Consider the following 20,060-nt stretch of genomic DNA (forward strand, 5'->3'; position numbering starts at 1 on the left):
GAACACGTGAAAAAATTGATGTCCAAAAAAACTACCTGAGGAGTGGTTTCCTTGCAAAACCATGTAGATTCTGAATGGCTTAATGACCATCTTGGAGACGAAAATACAAGAGTTGTCGATTGCCGTTTCAAGCTTGGGAGTCCTGACGAGGGCAGGCTTCTGTATGAACGCAGTCATATTCCTGGTGCGGTTTATTTCGATCTCGAAAAAGACCTTTCCGGTACAGTCAGAGAACATGGCGGCAGACATCCGCTCCCGGAAACAACTCTGTTTAAAGAAAGACTGCAGGATGCCGGGATTGATAACAATACAACAGTTATTGTTTACGACGGAATGGAAGGAGCGTTCGCCTCAAGGTTATGGTGGCTCCTTAAATACGTTGGGCATGAAAAAGTCTATATCCTGAACGGAGGCTTCGATGCATGGGAGAAGTCTGGCTATCCAGCTGATCATTCCGTACCACAATATAAGACTGCAAAATACACCGTTGCAGAAAATTATGAAATGCTGGCTTCCTATGAAGAGGTGAAAGATATCGCACTAAAAGGGGCGGAAAGTGCGGTCCTGATAGATTCACGGGAAACTAAAAGGTACCTGGGAAACGAGGAGCCAATCGATCGTGTTCCAGGCCATATTCCAACAGCGATCAATAAGCCGTGGATGGAAGGGTATGAAAGTGGTTTTTTTAAGCCTGTTAATGAACAGGAAAAGAGATTTGCTGAGCTGGATCCTAATCAGCCTATCATTGTGTATTGCGGATCTGGAGTGACAGCTACGCCGAATTTTATCGCTCTAAAAGAAGCTGGATTCGAGAATGTCAGGCTTTATGCAGGAAGCTACAGCGATTGGGTTTCTTACAGAGAAAATCCAGTTTCAAGGAGTGAATAAAGTTTAAAGAAAAGTTGGCGCTTTTGATTCAGTTCACTAATTGAAGAATGGCTATTTTCCGAATATAAAAGGGAACTCCGAGAGTTATGTTATAATATCAAAGTTGACTTTTAAATTAAGGCTTCAGGCCTTTAAAATAGAGCCATGGCTCAAATTTTACCAAATGGAGGTACCAACTTGGAAAATAATAAAACCTCTCTAATGCTAGTTGACGGGATGGCTTTGTTGTTCAGGGCATTCTATGCAACTGCTGTTTCCGGACAGTTCATGATCAATTCAAAAGGGGTCCCTACAAATGCGATCCACGGTTTCATCAAACACTTTGCGACTGCAGTTGCAAATTTCAAGCCCACCCATACTGCTGTATGCTGGGATATGGGCAGTAAAACCTTCCGTACGGAAATGTTCGACAATTACAAAGCAAATAGACCTGAGGCACCTGTTGAGCTGCTGCCACAGTTTGACCTTGTCAAAGAGGTAGTGGAAGCTCTGGATGTACCAAACATTGGCTTGCCGGGCTATGAAGCGGATGACTGTATCGGGACGATTGCCAGGACGGTTAAGGAAGTGGATACGGTTACAATTTTGACAGGTGATAAGGATATTCTCCAGCTGATCGATGACCGGATCTCTGTCATCCTGCTACAGAAGGGCTATGGCAATTACCTGGTCCACGACCGCAATACATTGTATGCTGAAAAGGGAATCTGGCCTGAACAGATGATTGATCTGAAAGCATTCATGGGAGACCCAAGTGATAACTATCCTGGTGTCCGCGGGATTGGTGAAAAGACGGCAATTAAGTTACTTCAGGAGCATAGGGATGTAGAAGGTGTCATCGCGAATCTGCATCAACTGACAAAATCACAGCGAGCAAAAATCGAGGCCGACCTTGAAATGCTTCATTTAAGCAGACAGCTTGCTGAAATCAAATGTGATGTACCAGTTGAATGCAAGATGGACGACGCCCTATTCAAAATTGACCGTGACAAGCTCCTCGCCAAGTTCAATGAAGTTGAACTCAGGGGGCTGCACAGACTGTTTGAAAATGACTCAATATACGCTTAAAGGAAACGGCTGGTTTTTATACCAGCCGTTGTTTTTTTTATAATGTTTTCGCATTTAAAATGGTGTCTATCCTCGCCCTTGTCGAAGCTGAACAAGGCGCCTGAGCTTTTCTTATTTTGTATTCTTCTTTTTAGCGGCATTTTCCAGTTTTGACTTTGGTTCTTCAGCAAATTCTGCATCCTGTCCGTAGCCTTGCGGGTTTACACCGGGTGCCTTTGTTCCTCTGTTTCCCTTTTTGCTCATAATCAGTGATCCCTCCAGAAATGTTTTTGTTTAAAAATGTTCAGAAATGAGAAATAACCTTTATAGGTTGTCTGCTTTGTACAGCTTAATCCTTATTATGAACGTGCAGGAATAAAAGCAATCATTTTTCTTCAAAATAACATGGAGGTGACGGATAATGAATAAAGGCGCAGTTATTGCTATCTCAAGTATTGGCCTTGCTCAGGCCTTAAAAATACCGTTTCATTACGCAAAGACACAGGAGTGGAAGCCGGATTTATTTTTGGCCAGCGGCGGGATGCCCAGCTCCCATTCAGCTGGTGTAGCATCTTTAACCACATATGTAGCACTTACAAAAGGCGTACGCTCGATTGACTTCGCCTTGTCACTCGTGTATGGCATGATAGTCATGTATGATGCACAGGGCATAAGGAGACAAACAGGAGAACTGACTTTAAAAGTAAATGATCTTGATGAATTAATTGATAAGATTCACGAGGATGACCCAGTAGAGTTTGAAGAAAAGTCTCCAGATCCATTAAAGGAAATGCTAGGCCATCAGCCAAAAGAAGTACTTGGCGGAGCCCTTTTTGGCATGGCGATGGGTTTTGCTGGATATCTTTTAACGAAAAAACGGTAGAAAATGCTCGAATTATGCGGTAAAATTTTACTAGAAGTCGGCTTGAAGAGAGGATTGATTCAGTCAGTGCGGACAGTTGAAGATTACTTGCTTCATTTGAAGAGCAAAGGGTTCCAGTTGCGTGAGGACGCCATCGGCTTTATTTACTTTGGACAGCAATATACAAATTCTACCGATGAACTTACCAATACAGCCATTGAGATTACCCTAAAGGCTCAAAAAGGTTTTGATGGAAGCTTTTATATATCGTTGCTGGAAACCTTCGCTTCTAATAAAATCCATTCCCGCAAAGCAGCATTGCAGTATATTAAAAAAATCGAGCTTTTGGCCGTTTAACGAAAGCCGGAAGCGCCACGAATGGCTAGGCGTTCTCGAAGTAGAAAATATATAAACTGGATTATAAGAAAAGGCTGGTTTCAAAGCGTTATGCTTTGAAATCAGCCTCTTTTTTTGGGAAGAACTTACGAATAAAACTTTCGAATTTGCCAGAAGGCAATTCCGCAAAAACCATACCGGAAAAAATTAGCAAACAGCCGGCAAGGGCACCGTATGTAAGACGTTCATCAGCCCAGAAGTAAGCTGTAATAGCAGCAAAGACTGGCTCCATTGCAAAAATCAAAGCAACTCGAGTGGCCGTCGTATGTTTCTGGAAATTGGTCTGGATGAAAAACGCCAGTGCGGTTGCAAGAATAGATGTGACCAACAGGGCGACCATGACATTCGCTGAAAAAATGACCTCAGGGTTGAATGCCCTCTTCCAATCCTCGAATAGGACAGAAGATACTGCAGATAGGGCAGCAACAGTTGAGATTTGGACTGTCGTCAACAGGAGTGTTGGATAACTGCTGCTGTATTTTCCAGTAAAAACAATGTGCAGAGCAAAACCGGCTGCACATATGAGGACAAAGCCGTCTCCAATGTTAAGGTTTGAAACATCTGACATTGTTAAAAGATATAGACCTGCAGTTGCTGCAGAGACACCCGCAATAGAGTTGATGCTTGGGCGCTGCTTTAAAATCCCGATCATCAGCAATGGTACCAGGACTACACTTAAACCAGTGATAAAGCCGGCTTTGGATGAGGTTGTATACAACAGGCCTAATGTTTGGAATGCATAGCCAATGAAAAGAAAAAAGCCGAGCATTATTCCTGATACAATTAATTTTCGATCCAGCTTTTTTAGCTGATCTTTTTCAAAAAACATAAGCCAAAGTCCTAATAGGATTGCTGCCAGGGTGAAGCGGACAGCATTGAAGGCTTGTGGCTCAAGAAAAGAAATTGCATTTTGTACAAGAACAAAAGTTGCGCCCCAGATGAGGGCTACGAATAGTAAGCTGAGATCCGCGAAAGTTGATGCTTTCATGTTAGTTATCGGTTCCTTTCATGTTGTTGTCCCTTACCGCTTTTCTTGCCAGATCGTCAGCTGTCTTATTTTCACTCGATGGAATCCATTTCATGAAGAAGAGGTCGAATTGACTGGCAAGCATTAATGCTTTTTCCAAAAGGGGGGCATATAGTTTATTTTTGACGAACTCTTTCTCAACCGCTGCATTAACAAGCTGTGAATCGGTTCTGAAAGAGACAACTTTAAGACCTTTATCTAGGCAGATTTCCAATGCTTTTATAAATGCATGATATTCAGCTTCATGATTGGACATGACACCAAGAGGAATGGAATATCTAAAAACTTCCCCTTCACCTTTAATAAAAATGCCAGCACCGCTTGGACCAGGGTTACCAGCACTTGCACCATCAATATACACTTCGAACAACAAAGATCACTCCCAGTTGGTTTGTACAGATAATAGTTAGTGTATCATAATAGCAGTGAAAATTTATAAAAATATACAAGGACCATTTCTTGTTCATCGTCCCTTTTTCATTGTAACGGGCTCGGAAAATGGGTAAGATAACTAAAAATAATCCATTTGGCAGAGTGAAAAACAGATCAGAAAGCGGGGGAGAAGTCATGAAATATAAATTGGAGTGGGAATACAAAGCTAAAGGCATTGATCCCATCCTATTCAGCTCTGATTTCCTTGATGGCGAGCATGCGCTGCAGGCTGGTGAAGAATTAGAAAAATCGGGTAGAGCTGGTGAAATATCTTTCTTTGATGAAATCGGTACTTCGTGGACTTTAAAGGAACTGAGAAAGCTTCTTGAAGAAGTAGAAGAAGAACCTCATGATCTTACCGTTTTTTTTGACGGTGGTTTTGATAATTTTAATCATAAAGCAGGACTCGGGACCATAATCTACTTCAAACAAGGAAAGAAGAAGTACAGACTTCGTGCCAATGAAGTTTTCGATGAACTTGAAACGAATAATGAAGCAGAATACGCTGCTCTATATTTTGCCCTTACCATCCTTGAAGAAATGGGTGTCAGGAACATGACCTGCGATATAAAAGGTGATTCCCAGGTTGTTTTAAAACAGCTTGAAGGGGAATGGCCTTGCTATGAAGAAACCCTCAACCGTTGGCTTGATAGAATCGAGAATAAGATCAAAGAACTTGGATTGTATCCGAAATATAACCCTGTAGGCAGAAAAGAAAATAAAGAAGCGGATAAACTGGCCACACAGGCATTGCAGGGTAAAATGATCAACAGTAAGATGCAAATATTATAACCAGGAGGGAAAGGCGGGAATAGATTGACGCGTATTAAAATCCTTGCTGAGGTAGAGACATTGCTCAATACATATTGCAATGGATGCTTCCTGAAAAAGCATCATCGGCAAGAACACGGAAAAAGAGCTGCCCACAGGTTCTGTATAAATGAATGCACCGTTGGCGAAAAAATTAAAAAGTGCGGACAAAAACTATAGTGTGGTTAACGGTTAAAGATATCCAAAGCCGAAAAGTCCATGAACGGAATTTAATGGACATTTCAGCCTGAGTTCGAAGTCAAAATGTCTAAGAATGTGCATTTAATAGACATTTCAACAGGAGTTCGAAGCCAAAATGTCTAAGAAAGTGAATTTAATGGACATTTCAACTGGAGTTCGAAGTCAAAATGTCTAAGAAAGTGAATTTAATGGACATTTTAGAAAGAGTCCAAAGTCAAAATGTCCATAAAGCTATTCAAAGTTGGTATTCACAACTAAATTAAATAAATCAAAAAAGGCTGACGCTATGCGCCAGCCTTCAATTCTTTTAAATTATAGTTTTACTACGTTCGCAGCTTGTGGTCCACGGTTTCCTTCAACGATTTCAAAAGAAACTTCTTGGCCTTCTTCTAGTGACTTATAGCCATCTCCCTGGATAGCTGAGAAGTGAACGAATACATCGTCTCCGCCTTCTACTTCGATGAACCCAAAACCTTTTTCATTGTTAAACCATTTTACTTTACCGTTTTGCATGTTAAACTTTCCTCCCATGACTTTCGCGACACAAAATATGTGCCAAAGTTGAATATTATCATTCAATGGATACATCTGCCGTTTTGAGATGACAATTATAATCTATTAAATGATGTCTTAAATATACAATATCGGTAAGGATTGCGTCAAGAATGTAAGCGTATTACAAACTGAACAATCTTAAAATTTTGTCAATTTAAAATAAAATGAATTTCATTCCGCTTTTGTTCCTATTTCCGGAAAAATTTGTTATTATTTTCTTAATCAAACTCTATTGAAGTCTGGTAAAGATTAGTAATTAAAAAGTCTAGAAGTCTATTAAAAGCTCAGAGGAGGGTACTAATGAAGAAGACCACTCCATCCGCGTTCACGTCCTTGACTGATCATCAAATTGATGCATTATTGGATACAATCAGGAATGGCAATGCCATTCAGGACCACACACCTCAGATAGCAGTAAATAAAAAGCTTGCTGATATTTCAGTGAAAATCGATGATGCCTCCAGGCAAATGGAAGAGATATTCGATATTGTAGCAAATACAGGAGTTGTTCCTGTTGGTGAAATCGAGAATGAAATCCTGCCTGTCATCAGGCAGGCGGCGGAAATTCCCCATATCTATCACCTTTTTTATGAGCTGAAGGCGCAAGATGAGTATACCTACAGGCACACAGTCTGTGTTGGCATCATCTCCACATTGATAGGGAAATGGCTCAATCTAGGCCAGGCAGAATTGAATGACTTGACTCTGGGAGCAACTCTACATGATATCGGGAAAGCTCGCATCCCATCCGGCATCCTTAACAAGCCGGGCAGGCTGACACAGGAAGAATACAATGAGATGAAACGCCACACTGTATACGGATACCGGATGTTGAAGGATATTCCAGAACTAAGTGAAAGAGTCGCGCTGATTGCTCTGCAGCACCATGAGCGTGAGGATGGCGGAGGCTATCCGTTCAGCCTGCGCAGCGAAAAGATAGACGAGCTTGCAAAGATCGTCGCAATAGCAGACGTCTACCATGCCATGTCGTCTTCAAGGGTCTATCATCAGGCAGAGCCTTTCCATATTGTCATATCCCAGATGCAGAACGATGTATTTGGAAAATTCGATCCCAAAATCATGCTCGTATTCCTGTACAGAATCATGGATAGCCTTGTCGGAAGGCGTGTTCTCCTTAGCGACGGTGAAGAGGGGACAATCTTGATGGTTGACCCATTTGAGCCATTAAGGGCCTTGATTAAAACGGGAGATACACTCGTTGACCTGCGTCTTAATCGCGGCTTGAGGATTTCGAGAGTCTTAAATGATTCAATCGTAGGGGTATAATCTGCTGATGTACTTCATATCTTTTATTAGTCAAAGATGATGAATTAAAAGGGTGAGGGCATGTACCGCTTTTCGATAGGTGATGAGGACTGGATAATCATTTTTTCTCAACATCTTTCACTTGAGCAAGCAGAAAAGGAAGAAATCATCCGTTCCATTGCCATCATGGGTCCCCAGTGGGCAGCATTTGGCCATGGGGAGTCATTCGTGATTTTTCAACAGCTGGTCGGGGCAATCGTTGTCCGGATCGAAAAGGTTCCTTCGCTGATTTTAACCGTTTCGGCAGTCGTCAACAGGAATCGTTGGTACATCAATGACAACAACATAGTTGAGCCATTTGAAGAATAATATCTTTAAGGCAGCTGATCAATTCAGCTGCCTGTTTATTTTTATAGGTTAAAATACATACCCTGCAGGCAGGCAGGCAGTCAAAGTCCAATAAAAGTCCTTTACGCTTTTGTCGAAAAAAAGATAAAATAGAGAGCGAAGCTTAAAAAGCACGCTCATATAAAAGTTTTTCAGGAGGAAATTATGAAATTGATTGTTGCGGAAAAGCCTGACCAGGGCAGAACGCTGGCCTCCGTATTTAAAATGAAGAAAAGGGATGGATTCCTTGAGATACTCCCTAATGAAATATTCCCTAAGGGTGCATACGTCTCATGGGCAATCGGACATTTAACGGAATTGTCCGCACCCGAGCATTACAATCCATCATGGAAAAAATGGTCGCTCGATACACTGCCGATCATTCCAGAGAACTTCAAGTATGAAGTCGTCAAATCGAAAGCAAAGCAATTCCAAATCATAAAAAAGCTTGCTACCGACCCGCAGGTGTCTGAAATAATCCATGCGGGCGATGCCGGGCGTGAAGGGGAATTAATCATCAGGAATGTCCTCCGCCTTGCCAATTGTATGAAGCCGATGAAAAGACTATGGATCTCTTCACTGACGCCAAAAGCGATAAAGGAGGGCTTTCAAAACCTTTTGAATGAATCAGATACAAAAAATTTGTATTTTGAAGCCTATACCCGCGCTTGTGCTGACTGGGTTGTCGGCATGAATGCATCCAGATTGTACACACTTCTGCTTCAGAAGAGAGGCTATTCAGATGTGTTTTCTGTCGGAAGAGTGCAGACACCTACTCTGGCTTTGATTGTAAAAAGAGAGCTGGAAATCGAAAATTTCGTATCGGAACCATTTTGGGAAGTGCTCGCAAGATTTAATATCAATGGCAAGAAATACAGCGGCAAATGGGAAAAAGACGGTGACTCACGGATCAAAACGAAGGAAATGGCCGAGAAAATTGCTGCATTTTGCGATGGAAAAGCTGCGGAAGCCGCAGAAGTTACTTCTGAGAAAAAAGAATTCCTGCCGCCGCTATTTTATAATCTTTCTGCAATCCAGGCGGAAGCAAATCGCCGTTTTAAAATGTCGCCAAAAAAGACGCTGGACATCTTACAAGGATTATACCAAAGAGGAATCGTATCCTATCCGCGTTCTGACTCGAGGCATGTAACGCCAGGAGAGGCCGAGGGCTTTTCTGCTATTTTGAATAAATTGCAGGCTAATCCTGATTATCAGCCGCTTTTTCCATTACCCAGTTCATCGATCAAAAATAACAAACGCTACGTGAATGAAAAAAAAGTGACAGATCACTACGCCATCATTCCAACAGAACAAGTTCCCAATCTCAGCAGGCTGTCAGGAGACGAGCAGAAGTTATATGATTTATTGGCCAGGACACTGATTGCAGCCCATTATGGACCATACATCGCAGAATATACAACGATTAAGACAGTTGTTGAAGGCAGGGCCGAGTTTATATCGAAGGGGAAAGTCCAGCTGGATGAAGGCTGGAAGAAAGTACTCCCACAAAAAGACTCAGATAAAGAACCAGAGCTGCCTGCTGTCCAGCAAGGTGAAACAGGAACCGTAATGAAATCTGAGGTAAAGGAAAGTAAGACACAGCCGCCAAAGAGGCTGACTGAGGGCCAGCTGATCACCCTGATGAAAACGGCAGGCAAGCATATTGAAGACAAGGAGCTTGAGAAGGTCCTGATGAAAGCTGAAGGACTTGGAACTGAAGCGACGAGAGCGGGCATCATTACGATGCTTAAAGACAGGGCGTATATTGAAGTCCGGAAAAACCTCGTATATGCGACCGCCAAGGCAAAGATCCTCGTCGCCGCTGTTGGTGGACAAGTATTGGCATCACCGGAAATGACAGCGAAATGGGAGCAGCGCCTGCACCAAATTGGCGAGGGAGAAGCTTCTCCTAAACTGTTCATTGAGCAAACTTCAAAAATGATTAAACACCTTGTTGCTGAAACATCCGAGGGAGCTTCCGGGTGGGCTTTTTCAGATGAACTGACCAATGCTTTTGTCCCGGGTAAGAAAAGCGGGCGTTCCCGCAGAACTACTAACCTGGGAAAATGCAAAAAATGCGATGGTATGGTGGTGGACAAAGGAACATTCTATGGCTGCTCAAACTACCAAAAAACAAAATGCAATTTCACACTTTCCAAGCAAATCCTTGGCAAGACGGTAACGCAGAAGAATATCAAGAAGCTGTTGACTGAAGGGATTACTGATGTGATTGAAGGCTTCCAGAGCAAGGATAGAACCTTCAACGCCAAGCTATATTGGGATGGAGAAGACAGCAAGCTGAAGTTCGATATTGCAGCACAGCCGGTCAATCAAGGTGGATAGCGCCTTGTCACCCCTGTCCTTCTATAGTAAACTTTAATATGGCTATTGTTTAAGCATTGGAGGTCATGGGATGCCAACACCTAGTATGGAAGATTATATAGAACAAATATTTATTTTAATAGAACAAAAAGGATATGCCCGGGTAGTGGATATCGCGGAGGCATTATCGGTCCATCCCTCCTCAGTGACAAAAATGGTCCAGAAGCTGGATAAAGATCAGTTCGTTGTTTACGAGAAATATCGGGGTCTTGTGCTGACTCCAAAAGGATTCAAAACCGGCAAAAGGCTGGTCGACCGTCATGAACTCCTTGAGCAATTGCTGAAGGTGATCGGCGTAAAAGAGGAAAATATATATAATGATGTGGAAGGTATTGAACATCATTTAAGCTGGGATGCTATTGACAGGATCGGTGATCTTGTCCAATTTTTTGAAGAAGATAAATCACGGGTTCAAGAACTAAGGGCCATCCAAAAACAGAATGACGAAGATTAAATCAAAACACCTGACTGCTGTCAGGTGTTTTTTCGATACTTAGTAAATATCCGGATACTGTTCAAAGGCGGACCCGTCTGCCGAAACTAATGAAATCATTCCATCTCCACCTTCGTTGATATTCACACCTGAGATTGTTCCTGTACTAGCTTCCATTAATGCTTTTCGGTAGGATATAATCCTTCCGCTCGATGTCTGGAAACTGATGATTTCTCCGGCGTTATTTTTATGTATGGCAACCAATTGTTCCTGTTCCAAGATAATCTCTCCTTTCATCCTCCTAGTCTTGCACTTTTTAAGGAAAAATAAACTTAAGAGGAATTCCTTCTTCTATAACGAAATAACTATTATAGGCAATAAAAAAATAGGCAGGTGAGCTTATGAGTACCTTCAATTGGGAATTGGAATCTGAAAAACAGTGGGACAATATGGCTGCCACGTGGAATTCCAGAAGCAGGGGGATGTGGGAAACTGGAAGCCGCAAGGATATAGTGCCATTCATCAAGCAGTTTGTGCCAGCTGGTTCTCTGATTTGTGATTTAGGCTGCGGAGATGGAACAGGCTCTGAGAAGCTGGCCGAAGCAGGCTATGTGGTTACCGGAATCGATGTATCTGAGGAGATGCTTGAGAGAGCCAGGCAGAAACCGGGGAATGAAGATTGTATTTTTAGAAAGGGGAATCTTGCGGATTGCGGAAGCCCTGATAGCCATTTTGATGCGGTGATGGCCATCAATTCAATAGAATGGACGAACCACCCCTATGAATCTTTAAAAGAAATGGCTCGGATCCTCAAGCCCAATGGTTATGCCTGCATTGGCATTCTTGGACCGACTGCAGGACCGAGGACAAACAGCTTCAGAAGGCTTTATGGAGAAGAAGTAATCTGTAATACGATCATGCCATGGGAACTTGAGAGGCTTGCATTGGAAAGTGGCTGGAGAAAAGCCGGTGAGTTCGGAGTATTTAAAAAAGCGGCAGAGCAGCTTCCCCAAGGCTCATTGCCGGCAGAACTGCAGCAGGCACTGTCATTTATGTGGGTTTTCATGTTCCAGGTTATAAAATAAGGAGGCATTATTATGAGTCGATATTCAATCAAGGAGTTTGTGAGCAACACGAAGCAGCAGGATAAAGGGGAAGGGCTATTTGAACTGGAAACACCGAGAATGCTGGAAATTAATTTGAATGGCCAGGTATGGTCAAAGGCTGGAGCGATGGTTTCCTATCGTGGCCAGATCAAGTTTGAACGCGAGGGCGTGCTTGAACACGGAATTGGCAAGATGTTCAAGAAGGCATTAACAGGTGAAGGTGCTTCATTAATGAAGGCAAATGGTAATGGGAAGCTATATCTGGCTGATCAGGGTAAGAAAATATCAATCTTGCATTTGCAAAACGAGGCAATTTTCGTTAACGGAAATGACCTGCTGGCATTTGAGCCTTCCATCAACTGGGATATCAAGCTGATGCGCCGGGTCGCCGGAATGCTGTCCGGAGGATTGTTCAATGTCCGCCTCGAGGGTACAGGAATGGTAGCGATCACATCCCATTATGAGCCGCTGACCCTGCTTGTCAGTCCAGACAATCCTGTTTATACAGACCCGAACGCAACAGTAGCCTGGTCTGGAAATCTTCAGCCGGAATTCGTAACAGATATTTCATTCAAAACATTCCTTGGCCGTGGAAGCGGAGAATCCATCCAGATGAAATTCAGCGGTGAAGGATTCGTTGTCGTCCAACCCTTTGAAGAAGTCTATTATGCTCCGCAAGGTTAATAGAAGGTCCGGGCATAGGTCCGGAATGGAGAAAGGCATCGAATCAATCGATGCCTTTTCTAATCCCATTCATAAGGAGTTTCCTGATATACATAATAATTCAGCCAATTGGAAAAGAACAGATGGGCATGTGACCTCCAGCGGTTTGTCGGTTTTTTATCAGGATTATCCTGTGGGAAATAGTTTTCTGGCATGACAATTTCAATGCCTTTTTCCTTATCCCTTAAATATTCTTCTGCAAGTGTTGTGGCTTCGTATTCAAGGTGGCCGGTAATCATGATTCTTTTGCTGTCTTTGCTGGAAATGATCAAGGCGCCTGCTTCATCTGATGAGGCCAATAGCTTAAGCTGTGGATGGTTTTGCAATGCCTCTTTGGATATATCGGTATTCCGTGAATGAGGAGCAATGAATTCATCGTCGAACCCTCTTAGGAGCTTTTCAGTATGGTCAAGGACTCTGTGGGTGAATACGCCTGAGCACTTCCTGGCAAGGACGAATTTATTTATGCCATAGTGATGATATAAAGCGGCCTGTGCTCCCCAGCATATGTGTAAGGTGGAAGTGACATTCCGTTCAGTCCAGTCAAGGATTTCCGTCAGTTCATTCCAATAGTTTACTTCCTCAAATTCCATCAGTTCGATTGGTGCACCTGTAATGATCATGCCGTCATATTTCTTTTCTTTTACTTGATCGAATGTTTGATAAAACTCTTCTAGATGGTATTGTGATGTGTTTTTCGAATCATATGTAGCGGTCTTTAAAAAAGTTATGTTCACCTGGAGTGGCGTATTTCCGAGCAGCCGCAGCAGCTGTCTTTCTGTTTTTTCTTTTTCGGGCATTAAATTCAGGATCAATATATTCAACGGCCGGATATCCTGTTTGGCAGCCCGGCTGTCATCCATAATAAAAATATTTTCTCTTTCCAGTATTTCCTTTGCTGGCAAGTGAAGCGGTATTTTTATTGGCAAAGTATAACCTCCCTTTTGGAAAACTAAAATCAATAATTTTTATTATAGTCTGAATTCTTTCGCGGAGCAATTGGCTAAAGAGGAAATTTTATGACAAATAAATATTTTTTACCTGATAGTATTTCACTGATGGTAAAATATAAAATGGTAAGCATATAGAGAATATCTGGGGGGATTGGAAATGGGAACAAATATTCAAGTTAAGTCAGATATTGAAATTGCTCGTGACAGTAAAATGAAACCGATTGTTGATATTGCAGCAAGCATTGGCCTGGATGCCGATGAAATTGAGCTGTTTGGTAAGTATAAAGCGAAGCTGTCTTCAGAAGCTTTGGCTAAGTTAAAAACAAAAGAAAGCGGCAAGGTCGTCCTTGTTACTGCGATTAACCCTACTCCAGCCGGTGAAGGAAAATCGACTGTAACGGTCGGACTTGCGGATGCATTGAACAAGCTAGGTAAAAAAACAATGATTGCTATGCGTGAGCCTTCATTAGGGCCAACTATGGGAATCAAGGGCGGTGCAACAGGCGGAGGTTTCGCGCAGGTGCTTCCGATGGAGGATATCAACCTTCACTTTACGGGTGACCTGCATGCAATTACAACAGCGAATAATGCGCTGGCTGCTTTGATTGATAATCATCTGCAGCAGGGCAACAAGCTGAACATTGATCAGCGCAGAATCGTTTGGAAGCGCGCTCTCGACTTGAATGACCGTGCATTGAGAAAAGTGATCGTCGGACTGGGCGGGCCTATGCAGGGCGTACCTCGTGAAGATGGCTTCGATATTACAGTTGCATCAGAAATCATGGCTGTCCTCTGCCTTGCGAGCGATCTTAAAGATTTAAAACTCCGCCTGTCAAAGATGGTCGTTGCTTATAATTTTGAAAAACAGCCTGTCACTGTGGGCGACCTGGGAGTAGAAGGGGCTTTGACTCTTTTATTGAAGGAAGCAGTAAAGCCGAACCTTGTCCAGACGATTGAACATACTCCAGCACTGATCCATGGCGGACCCTTTGCAAACATAGCGCATGGATGCAACAGTGTCATCGCTACCGAGGCTGCGTCCAAGCTTGCTGATTTTGTCGTTACGGAAGCCGGATTCGGTGCTGATCTAGGGGCAGAGAAGTTCTTGAATATTAAGGCAAGAACAGCGGGAATCGATCCGTCAGCCGTTGTCATAGTTGCAACCATCCGTGCACTGAAAATGCATGGTGGAATGAAGAAGACAGAATTGGTAAACGAAGATGTGCAGGCATTAAAGGACGGATTCACAAACCTGAAAAAGCATGTTGAGACGATTGCCAGCTTTGGCTTGCCATATGTAGTTGCGATTAACCGATTCATTACAGATACAGAGCTTGAAACCAACACATTGAAAGAGATGTGTGAGAATGCTGGAATCCCGGTTGCCTTGACGGAAGTTTGGGAAAAGGGCGGCGCCGGCGGAGTAGAGCTTGCAGAGAGACTTCTTGATGTAATTGAAAAAAGCGAAAATACATTTGCCCATCTTTATGATTTGTCCGATTCGCTGGAGGATAAAATCAAGACGATTGCTTCCCAGGTTTATGGTGCGGAAGGAGTCGAGTTTTCCCCGAAAGCAAAGAAGCAGCTTATTGACTTTGAAGGATTCGGCTGGGGTGTGCTGCCAGTCTGTATGGCCAAAACACAGTATTCATTATCAGATGATCCGCAGAAACTAGGCAGGCCTTCAGGATTCACCATCACAGTAAGGGAACTGAAGCCATCAGTAGGTGCTGGATTCATCGTTGCATTGACAGGCGAAGTCATGACAATGCCTGGTTTACCGAAGCTTCCGGCAGCATTGAATATGGATGTTGATGAAGAGGGTAACGCAGTCGGATTGTTCTAAGTAAAACAAATCTTGGTCAGTTCTGCCAGGCATAGTGTCGACGTGAGATTGTTTTTTCTATCGGACGCGACGTTGTGCAGAGCATCGGGCTGACCATTTTTTAATTTTGGCAAAAAGCATGATTTTGGCTGGTGAAAGGAGTGGAAGCTTTGTTTGACCCGACAGCTTTTGAAAACATCAAAGTCGTATTCGAAGGCGATATATATGACAGGGATTTGAGCGGAGAAATTATTGTGATTGATCGCAATGACTGGATTAATGCCGCCAAGATGTCGCGTAAATATGAAATTTCATTCACTAAAAGAGGTTATGAACCGGATCTTTTATCGGCAATGATGACCATTGAGGCCGGATTGGAGAACCTCTCAGCGGAGCTATTGGAAAGTGTGCATGCCAAACAGCTTGCAGGGTGTAAAGTGAGTATTTCTTTCTCAATTCATCATAAAAATGAAAAGGTTGTTTTTAAGGAAGTACATAAAGGGTTGGAAGAAATATGGGGAAGAGATCGGGCGATAGTCCAAACCGCCTTGCTTGACCCATTGGGAGATAAACCGACGATCAAAAGCCATGTGCAGGTTTCCTTCAACCGTCTTGTGTATGAAGAACAGATTGACGATTTATCAGAAATGGTGGATTATATGATCGCTTCACTTGAAAAAATCAAAAAAATTATTGAGTGAATAATAATTCCTGTCTCAGAAGCAGGAATTTCTGTGTTGTTTTCAGAATAGTCTATTAACGGATGGATTTAAACATATAATATAAAAGTTCTGATAGTGGTGAAGGTATCTCATGATTTGTACAAGCATTTCTGTCACTTATTAAAGGGGAATTGGCGGATATCTAGAAACCACGATATTCAAATAGAACTGAAAAAAGTAAAATAGGGGGAGATTGTTTGAAGAAAATCGCCTGGGTTACAGATAGTACAGCATACCTGGATGAGGAGTTAAAGAACCATCCTGATGTGTATCAAGTACCAATGACCATTGTATTGGATGATGCAGAATACCTTGATGGAAAGGATCTGACTGCAGAAGAGCTATATAAAAGATTAAAATCGGTGAAAACAGCTCCTAAAACGTCACAGCCGCCTGTGGGGGTCTTTATGGAACTTTATAAGGAGCTTGAAAAAGATTATGACCTCGTATTCTCAGTCCTGATTTCATCCAAGCTAAGCGGAACAGTTGCCTCAAGTGTACAAGCTGAACAAGATGTTAACATTCCTGTCATTACCTTTGATTCTAAAATTCTCACATATCCATTGACGTCCCTATTAAAAAAAGGAATAGCATTAGCTGAACAGGGAGCATCAGTCGATGAAATCAAGGAGAAGCTGGAAACCATCCGTGATTCCAATGAAACCTACGTCATGATCGGGAGCCTTGAGCAGCTGCATCGAAGCGGCCGTATGTCAGGCATGCAATTCTATCTAGGAAGCATGCTAAATATCAAACCTATCATCAGTATTGAAGATGGCGCTCTAAATACAAAGGAAAAGGTCCGCAGCGATAAAAAAGCGCGCGAGAAGATATTTGATTATCTGAAAGAATCGCATAATAAATATGGTGTTAAGGAAGTGTACATTCTATACGGCCTTCATAAACAGGTTGCTGACGAATGGCAAAGCCAGCTTGAAGCAGCATTCCCTGATATCCGTTTCCTCAGCTGTCCGATCGGAGCCGTAATCGGTGTACATGCTGGTGAACATACAATCGGGATCAGCTGGAATAATGCAGATGCATAAGTGCCGATTTGGCACTTTTTCTTTTTGTCCGGCAAAACTGAGCCAATTGACTTGCTTCGGTACTTATAGAGAATGTTTGAATAGTATGCCTCCCACGGACAAACAGAGAGCGGAACCCGGAGAAAGTGTCCGATAGAGGGTCTCTAACGGACAAACAGAGGGCAGAACCTGTAGAAAGTGTCCGATAGAAGGTCTCTAATGGAAAAACAGGGAGCAGTACCTGAGGAAAGTGCTCGATAGACAGGCTGATATTAAAACAAAGGTAATAGTACAGATTTACGCTTACTGATATTTATCCAGCTATCTCTCATCACTATATATGGTAAAATGAGTTCGGTAGGAAAGTAGGTGCAGGATATGAGAGATAAAATAACAAGAGCTGAGGAGTTTGTCAAAAATGAGCTTGGCAAGGATTCTTCGGGACATGACTGGCACCATATTGACAGAGTCAGGAAGAATGCAAGACTGATATGGAGCAAGGAACAGCAGGGTGACTGGTTTATCATTGAAATGGCCGCCTTGCTTCACGACATTCCAGATGATAAATTGAATGAATCGGAAGAAGCCGGATGGTTAAAACTGGATTCATTTTTACAAAGCATACAATTAGATAGCGAAATCTCATCAAGGATAAAGGGTTGTATCGAATCAGTTTCCTTTAAAGGCGGCAGGGTGATTGAGCTTAATAGTATTGAAGCGGAGATTGTCCAGGACGCTGACCGTCTCGATGCCCTTGGTGCAATTGGGATTGCAAGGACGTTTGCATTCGGCGGGAAGAAAGGCCATCCGATTTATGAGCCTGACCTTAATATCAGGGAAGAAATGACGCTGGAAGAATACAGGAATGGCGACAGTTCTTCGGTCAATCATTTTTACGAGAAGCTATTGAAGCTTAAACATAAAATGAATACGGAGCAAGCGAGACAACTTGCTGAGGAAAGACACCAGTTCATGGAGAATTTCCTAGATCAATTTTACAGTGAATGGAATGGTAAGGCATGAAAATGATTACGATTGAAAACGTGACGAAAACATACGGAGAAAAAGAGTTGTTTAATGGGATTTCTTTTACAATCGGCGAGCGTGAAAGAGTCGGTTTGATCGGAGTGAACGGAACAGGAAAGTCTTCTTTACTCCGGATTGTGGCTGGGATTGATCAGCCGGATTCGGGAGAGTTAATTTTTGCAAAAGACTATAAAATCTCATTTTTATCCCAACAGCCTGAAATGGAACATGAAAAAACAGTCCTTGATCAGGTTTTCAGCGGGGAAGCGCCTATCTTAAAACTGATGAGAGATTATGAGATTATTCTCTCTGAATTAGGCAAAAAACCTGATGATCCAGGACTTCAGGAAAAATTTTATGACTTGCAGCGGAGAATGGATAGTTCTGATGGCTGGGATGCGAATACTGCCGCTAAATCGATACTCATGCAGCTTGGAATTTCTGACTTCACCAAAAAAATGGGTGAGCTATCCGGGGGCCAGAAAAAACGTGTCGCACTTGCTCAGGTTTTGATAGAATCTCCAGATTTGCTGATTCTGGATGAGCCCACGAACCATCTTGATTACGAGACGGTAAAATGGCTTGAAGATTATCTATCCCGATATTCAGGGTCACTTCTGCTCGTTACCCATGACCGTTATTTCCTTGACCGAGTGACGAACAGGATTTTTGAACTTGATGGTGGAAATCTCTATAGCTATAAAGGCAACTATGCCAGCTTCCTTGAAGCCAAGGCAATCCGGGAAGAGAACGAAGCCGCAACACTTGAAAAGAAGAAGAATTTGTTCAGACAGGAACTCGAGTGGATCAGACGCGGGGCTAAGGCGAGGACAACCAAACAGAAGGCTCGCATCCAGCGTTTTGATAAATTGGATGATGAAGTGTCAAATGTGAAGTCTTCTGAAAAACTCGACATCTCTTTGAGTGGCAGCAGGCTGGGCAAACAGGTGCTTGAACTGAAAGATGCAACCAAAAAATACGAAGATAAAGTAATTCTGGATCACTTCAATCTTCTTGTGAAACCCGGGGACAGGCTGGGAATCATCGGCCGCAATGGGACAGGAAAATCGACTTTGCTGAATATTCTCGCAGGCAGGATTATGCTTGATGACGGTGAAATCATCACCGGACAAACCGTAAAGATTGCTTACTATACACAAGAAAATGAAGATATGGACGAAAATAAGCGGGTGATTGAATACCTGAAAGAAACGGCAGAAATCGTCCAAACCACTGATGGCAAGACAATTTCAGCTGCACAAATGCTCGAGAGATTCCTGTTTCCGCCTTATGCACATGGAACCCCGATCAGGAAGCTTTCCGGAGGCGAAAAGCGCAGACTCTATTTGTTAAAGCTGTTAATGGAAGAACCAAATGTTCTGCTGCTGGATGAGCCAACCAATGATTTGGACACACAGACATTAACTGTTTTGGAAGATTACCTGGAAGACTTCCCTGGTGTCGTCATCTCGGTATCCCATGACCGTTACTTCCTTGATAAGGTCGTCGATCTGCTGCTTGTACTGGAAGGCAATGGACAGACAGACCTGCATTACGGCAATTACTCAGAGTACCTTGAAAAGCGGCCGAAACTTGAATCTGCTCCTTCAGTGCCAAAGAAAGAAAAGGCAGAGCAGACAGAAAAACCGAAGAAAAAGAAACTTAGCTTCAAGGAGCAAAAAGAATGGGCAGAAATTGAAGAAAAGATTGCAGGTACAGAAGCCCGCCTTGAGGAAGTGCAGGGGGAAATGGCCAGTATCGGCAGTGATTTTGAAAAAGGCCAGGCATTGGTGAATGAAGAGAAAGAGTTGAATGAGCAGCTAGAGTATTTAATTGAAAGATGGAGCTATTTATCCGAACTTGCAGAAAACGAATAAGACCAGGGATTCCAGGTCTTATTTTTTTATCTAGTAAAAGGACTTCATCTTCTAAAGATATATAACTTTGGAAAAAGAGGAAAAGCTGTCCAAAGTTGATATGCTCCCCTTTAGGTA

At 42.7% G+C, this 20,060-nt stretch carries 23 protein-coding genes; 17 read left to right on the forward strand and 6 right to left on the reverse strand.

What is annotated here, in order from left to right:
* Positions 1-51: 51 nt before the first annotated feature.
* Positions 52-888 carry a sulfurtransferase gene (locus J7E32_RS18995; protein ID WP_214910700.1) on the forward strand — a complete coding sequence of 279 codons (837 nt, stop codon included), beginning with the start codon at positions 52-54 and terminating at the stop codon, positions 886-888.
* Between the two features lie 177 nt (positions 889-1,065).
* Positions 1,066-1,956: a 5'-3' exonuclease gene (locus tag J7E32_RS19000; protein WP_483297622.1), complete on the forward strand. Its 891-nt coding sequence runs from the start codon at positions 1,066-1,068 to the stop codon at positions 1,954-1,956.
* Between the two features lie 111 nt (positions 1,957-2,067).
* Here J7E32_RS19000 and sspL read toward each other — a convergent pair whose 3' ends face one another.
* Positions 2,068-2,199 carry a small, acid-soluble spore protein L gene (gene sspL, locus J7E32_RS19005; protein ID WP_023627620.1) on the reverse strand — a complete coding sequence of 44 codons (132 nt, stop codon included), beginning with the start codon at positions 2,197-2,199 and terminating at the stop codon, positions 2,068-2,070.
* Positions 2,200-2,356: 157 nt separating this feature from the next.
* Here sspL and J7E32_RS19010 point away from each other — a divergent pair, with 157 nt between their 5' ends.
* A complete protein-coding gene (locus J7E32_RS19010) occupies positions 2,357-2,818 on the forward strand; it encodes a divergent PAP2 family protein (RefSeq protein WP_214910705.1) in 462 nt (153 codons plus the stop codon).
* Between the two features lie 54 nt (positions 2,819-2,872).
* Positions 2,873-3,154 carry a DUF6123 family protein gene (locus J7E32_RS19015; protein ID WP_214910738.1) on the forward strand — a complete coding sequence of 94 codons (282 nt, stop codon included), beginning with the start codon at positions 2,873-2,875 and terminating at the stop codon, positions 3,152-3,154.
* A gap of 88 nt (positions 3,155-3,242) precedes the next feature.
* Here the strand turns inward: J7E32_RS19015 and J7E32_RS19020 are convergent, their stop codons facing one another.
* Entirely contained in the window at positions 3,243-4,181 is a 939-nt protein-coding gene (locus J7E32_RS19020; RefSeq protein WP_214910707.1) for a DMT family transporter, read from the reverse strand.
* A 1-nt stretch (position 4,182) separates the two neighbouring features.
* On the reverse strand, positions 4,183-4,590 hold the full coding sequence (locus tag J7E32_RS19025; protein ID WP_214910709.1) for a reverse transcriptase-like protein: 408 nt from the start codon (positions 4,588-4,590) through the stop codon (positions 4,183-4,185).
* A 197-nt stretch (positions 4,591-4,787) separates the two neighbouring features.
* Here J7E32_RS19025 and J7E32_RS19030 point away from each other — a divergent pair, with 197 nt between their 5' ends.
* Together J7E32_RS19030 and J7E32_RS19035 are read left to right on the forward strand one after the other, a co-directional pair.
* The gene (locus tag J7E32_RS19030; protein ID WP_214910711.1) at positions 4,788-5,444 is read left to right on the forward strand and encodes a reverse transcriptase-like protein; all 657 of its coding nucleotides are present in this window, start codon (positions 4,788-4,790) and stop codon (positions 5,442-5,444) included.
* Positions 5,445-5,468: 24 nt separating this feature from the next.
* Complete coding sequence (locus tag J7E32_RS19035; protein WP_214910713.1) at positions 5,469-5,642, forward strand: zinc-finger domain-containing protein; 174 nt, start codon at positions 5,469-5,471, stop codon at positions 5,640-5,642.
* Between the two features lie 333 nt (positions 5,643-5,975).
* On the opposite strand, the gene cspD is transcribed toward J7E32_RS19035, so the two are convergent.
* Entirely contained in the window at positions 5,976-6,176 is a 201-nt protein-coding gene (cspD, locus tag J7E32_RS19040) for a cold-shock protein CspD (RefSeq protein WP_023627628.1), read from the reverse strand.
* A 342-nt stretch (positions 6,177-6,518) separates the two neighbouring features.
* On the opposite strand from cspD, the gene J7E32_RS19045 reads away from it, so the two are divergent.
* The 4 genes from J7E32_RS19045 to mntR all read left to right on the forward strand — a co-directional run bounded on the left by J7E32_RS19045 (position 6,519) and on the right by mntR (position 10,707).
* Positions 6,519-7,505 carry an HD-GYP domain-containing protein gene (locus J7E32_RS19045; RefSeq protein WP_214910715.1) on the forward strand — a complete coding sequence of 329 codons (987 nt, stop codon included), beginning with the start codon at positions 6,519-6,521 and terminating at the stop codon, positions 7,503-7,505.
* A gap of 60 nt (positions 7,506-7,565) precedes the next feature.
* Positions 7,566-7,853: a hypothetical protein gene (locus tag J7E32_RS19050; protein ID WP_214910717.1), complete on the forward strand. Its 288-nt coding sequence runs from the start codon at positions 7,566-7,568 to the stop codon at positions 7,851-7,853.
* Between the two features lie 183 nt (positions 7,854-8,036).
* Positions 8,037-10,214, forward strand: a complete 2,178-nt coding sequence (locus J7E32_RS19055) for a DNA topoisomerase III (protein ID WP_214910719.1) — start codon at positions 8,037-8,039, stop codon at positions 10,212-10,214.
* 70 nt (positions 10,215-10,284) lie between these two features.
* Positions 10,285-10,707, forward strand: a complete 423-nt coding sequence (gene mntR / locus J7E32_RS19060; protein ID WP_214910721.1) for a transcriptional regulator MntR — start codon at positions 10,285-10,287, stop codon at positions 10,705-10,707.
* A 39-nt stretch (positions 10,708-10,746) separates the two neighbouring features.
* Here mntR and J7E32_RS19065 read toward each other — a convergent pair whose 3' ends face one another.
* Positions 10,747-10,965 carry a DUF3892 domain-containing protein gene (locus J7E32_RS19065; RefSeq protein ID WP_214910723.1) on the reverse strand — a complete coding sequence of 73 codons (219 nt, stop codon included), beginning with the start codon at positions 10,963-10,965 and terminating at the stop codon, positions 10,747-10,749.
* A gap of 122 nt (positions 10,966-11,087) precedes the next feature.
* On the opposite strand from J7E32_RS19065, the gene J7E32_RS19070 reads away from it, so the two are divergent.
* Complete coding sequence (locus tag J7E32_RS19070) at positions 11,088-11,771, forward strand: class I SAM-dependent methyltransferase (RefSeq protein WP_214910725.1); 684 nt, start codon at positions 11,088-11,090, stop codon at positions 11,769-11,771.
* 12 nt (positions 11,772-11,783) lie between these two features.
* Complete coding sequence (locus J7E32_RS19075) at positions 11,784-12,476, forward strand: AIM24 family protein (RefSeq protein ID WP_214910727.1); 693 nt, start codon at positions 11,784-11,786, stop codon at positions 12,474-12,476.
* Positions 12,477-12,535: 59 nt separating this feature from the next.
* Here J7E32_RS19075 and metA read toward each other — a convergent pair whose 3' ends face one another.
* Positions 12,536-13,444 (reverse strand): homoserine O-acetyltransferase MetA, encoded by a 909-nt coding sequence (metA, locus tag J7E32_RS19080; protein WP_214910729.1) that lies wholly within the window; start codon positions 13,442-13,444, stop codon positions 12,536-12,538.
* Between the two features lie 181 nt (positions 13,445-13,625).
* On the opposite strand from metA, the gene J7E32_RS19085 reads away from it, so the two are divergent.
* From J7E32_RS19085 to J7E32_RS19105, 5 genes are all read left to right on the forward strand, one after another.
* Positions 13,626-15,314, forward strand: a complete 1,689-nt coding sequence (locus J7E32_RS19085) for a formate--tetrahydrofolate ligase (RefSeq protein WP_214910730.1) — start codon at positions 13,626-13,628, stop codon at positions 15,312-15,314.
* Positions 15,315-15,445: 131 nt separating this feature from the next.
* Positions 15,446-15,994, forward strand: coding sequence for a hypothetical protein (locus tag J7E32_RS19090; protein WP_353654073.1), 549 nt, complete (start codon positions 15,446-15,448; stop codon positions 15,992-15,994).
* Positions 15,995-16,212: 218 nt separating this feature from the next.
* Positions 16,213-17,061 carry a DegV family protein gene (locus J7E32_RS19095; protein ID WP_214910732.1) on the forward strand — a complete coding sequence of 283 codons (849 nt, stop codon included), beginning with the start codon at positions 16,213-16,215 and terminating at the stop codon, positions 17,059-17,061.
* Positions 17,062-17,418: 357 nt separating this feature from the next.
* On the forward strand, positions 17,419-18,063 hold the full coding sequence (locus tag J7E32_RS19100) for an HD domain-containing protein (protein WP_214910734.1): 645 nt from the start codon (positions 17,419-17,421) through the stop codon (positions 18,061-18,063).
* Complete coding sequence (locus J7E32_RS19105) at positions 18,060-19,943, forward strand: ABC-F family ATP-binding cassette domain-containing protein (protein WP_214910736.1); 1,884 nt, start codon at positions 18,060-18,062, stop codon at positions 19,941-19,943. The genes J7E32_RS19100 and J7E32_RS19105 overlap by 4 nt, the downstream gene beginning before the upstream one ends.
* Positions 19,944-20,060 lie beyond the last annotated feature (117 nt).

The organism is Bacillus sp. ISL-55, from assembly GCF_018613155.1.
Lineage (GTDB): Bacteria > Bacillota > Bacilli > Bacillales > Cytobacillaceae > Mesobacillus.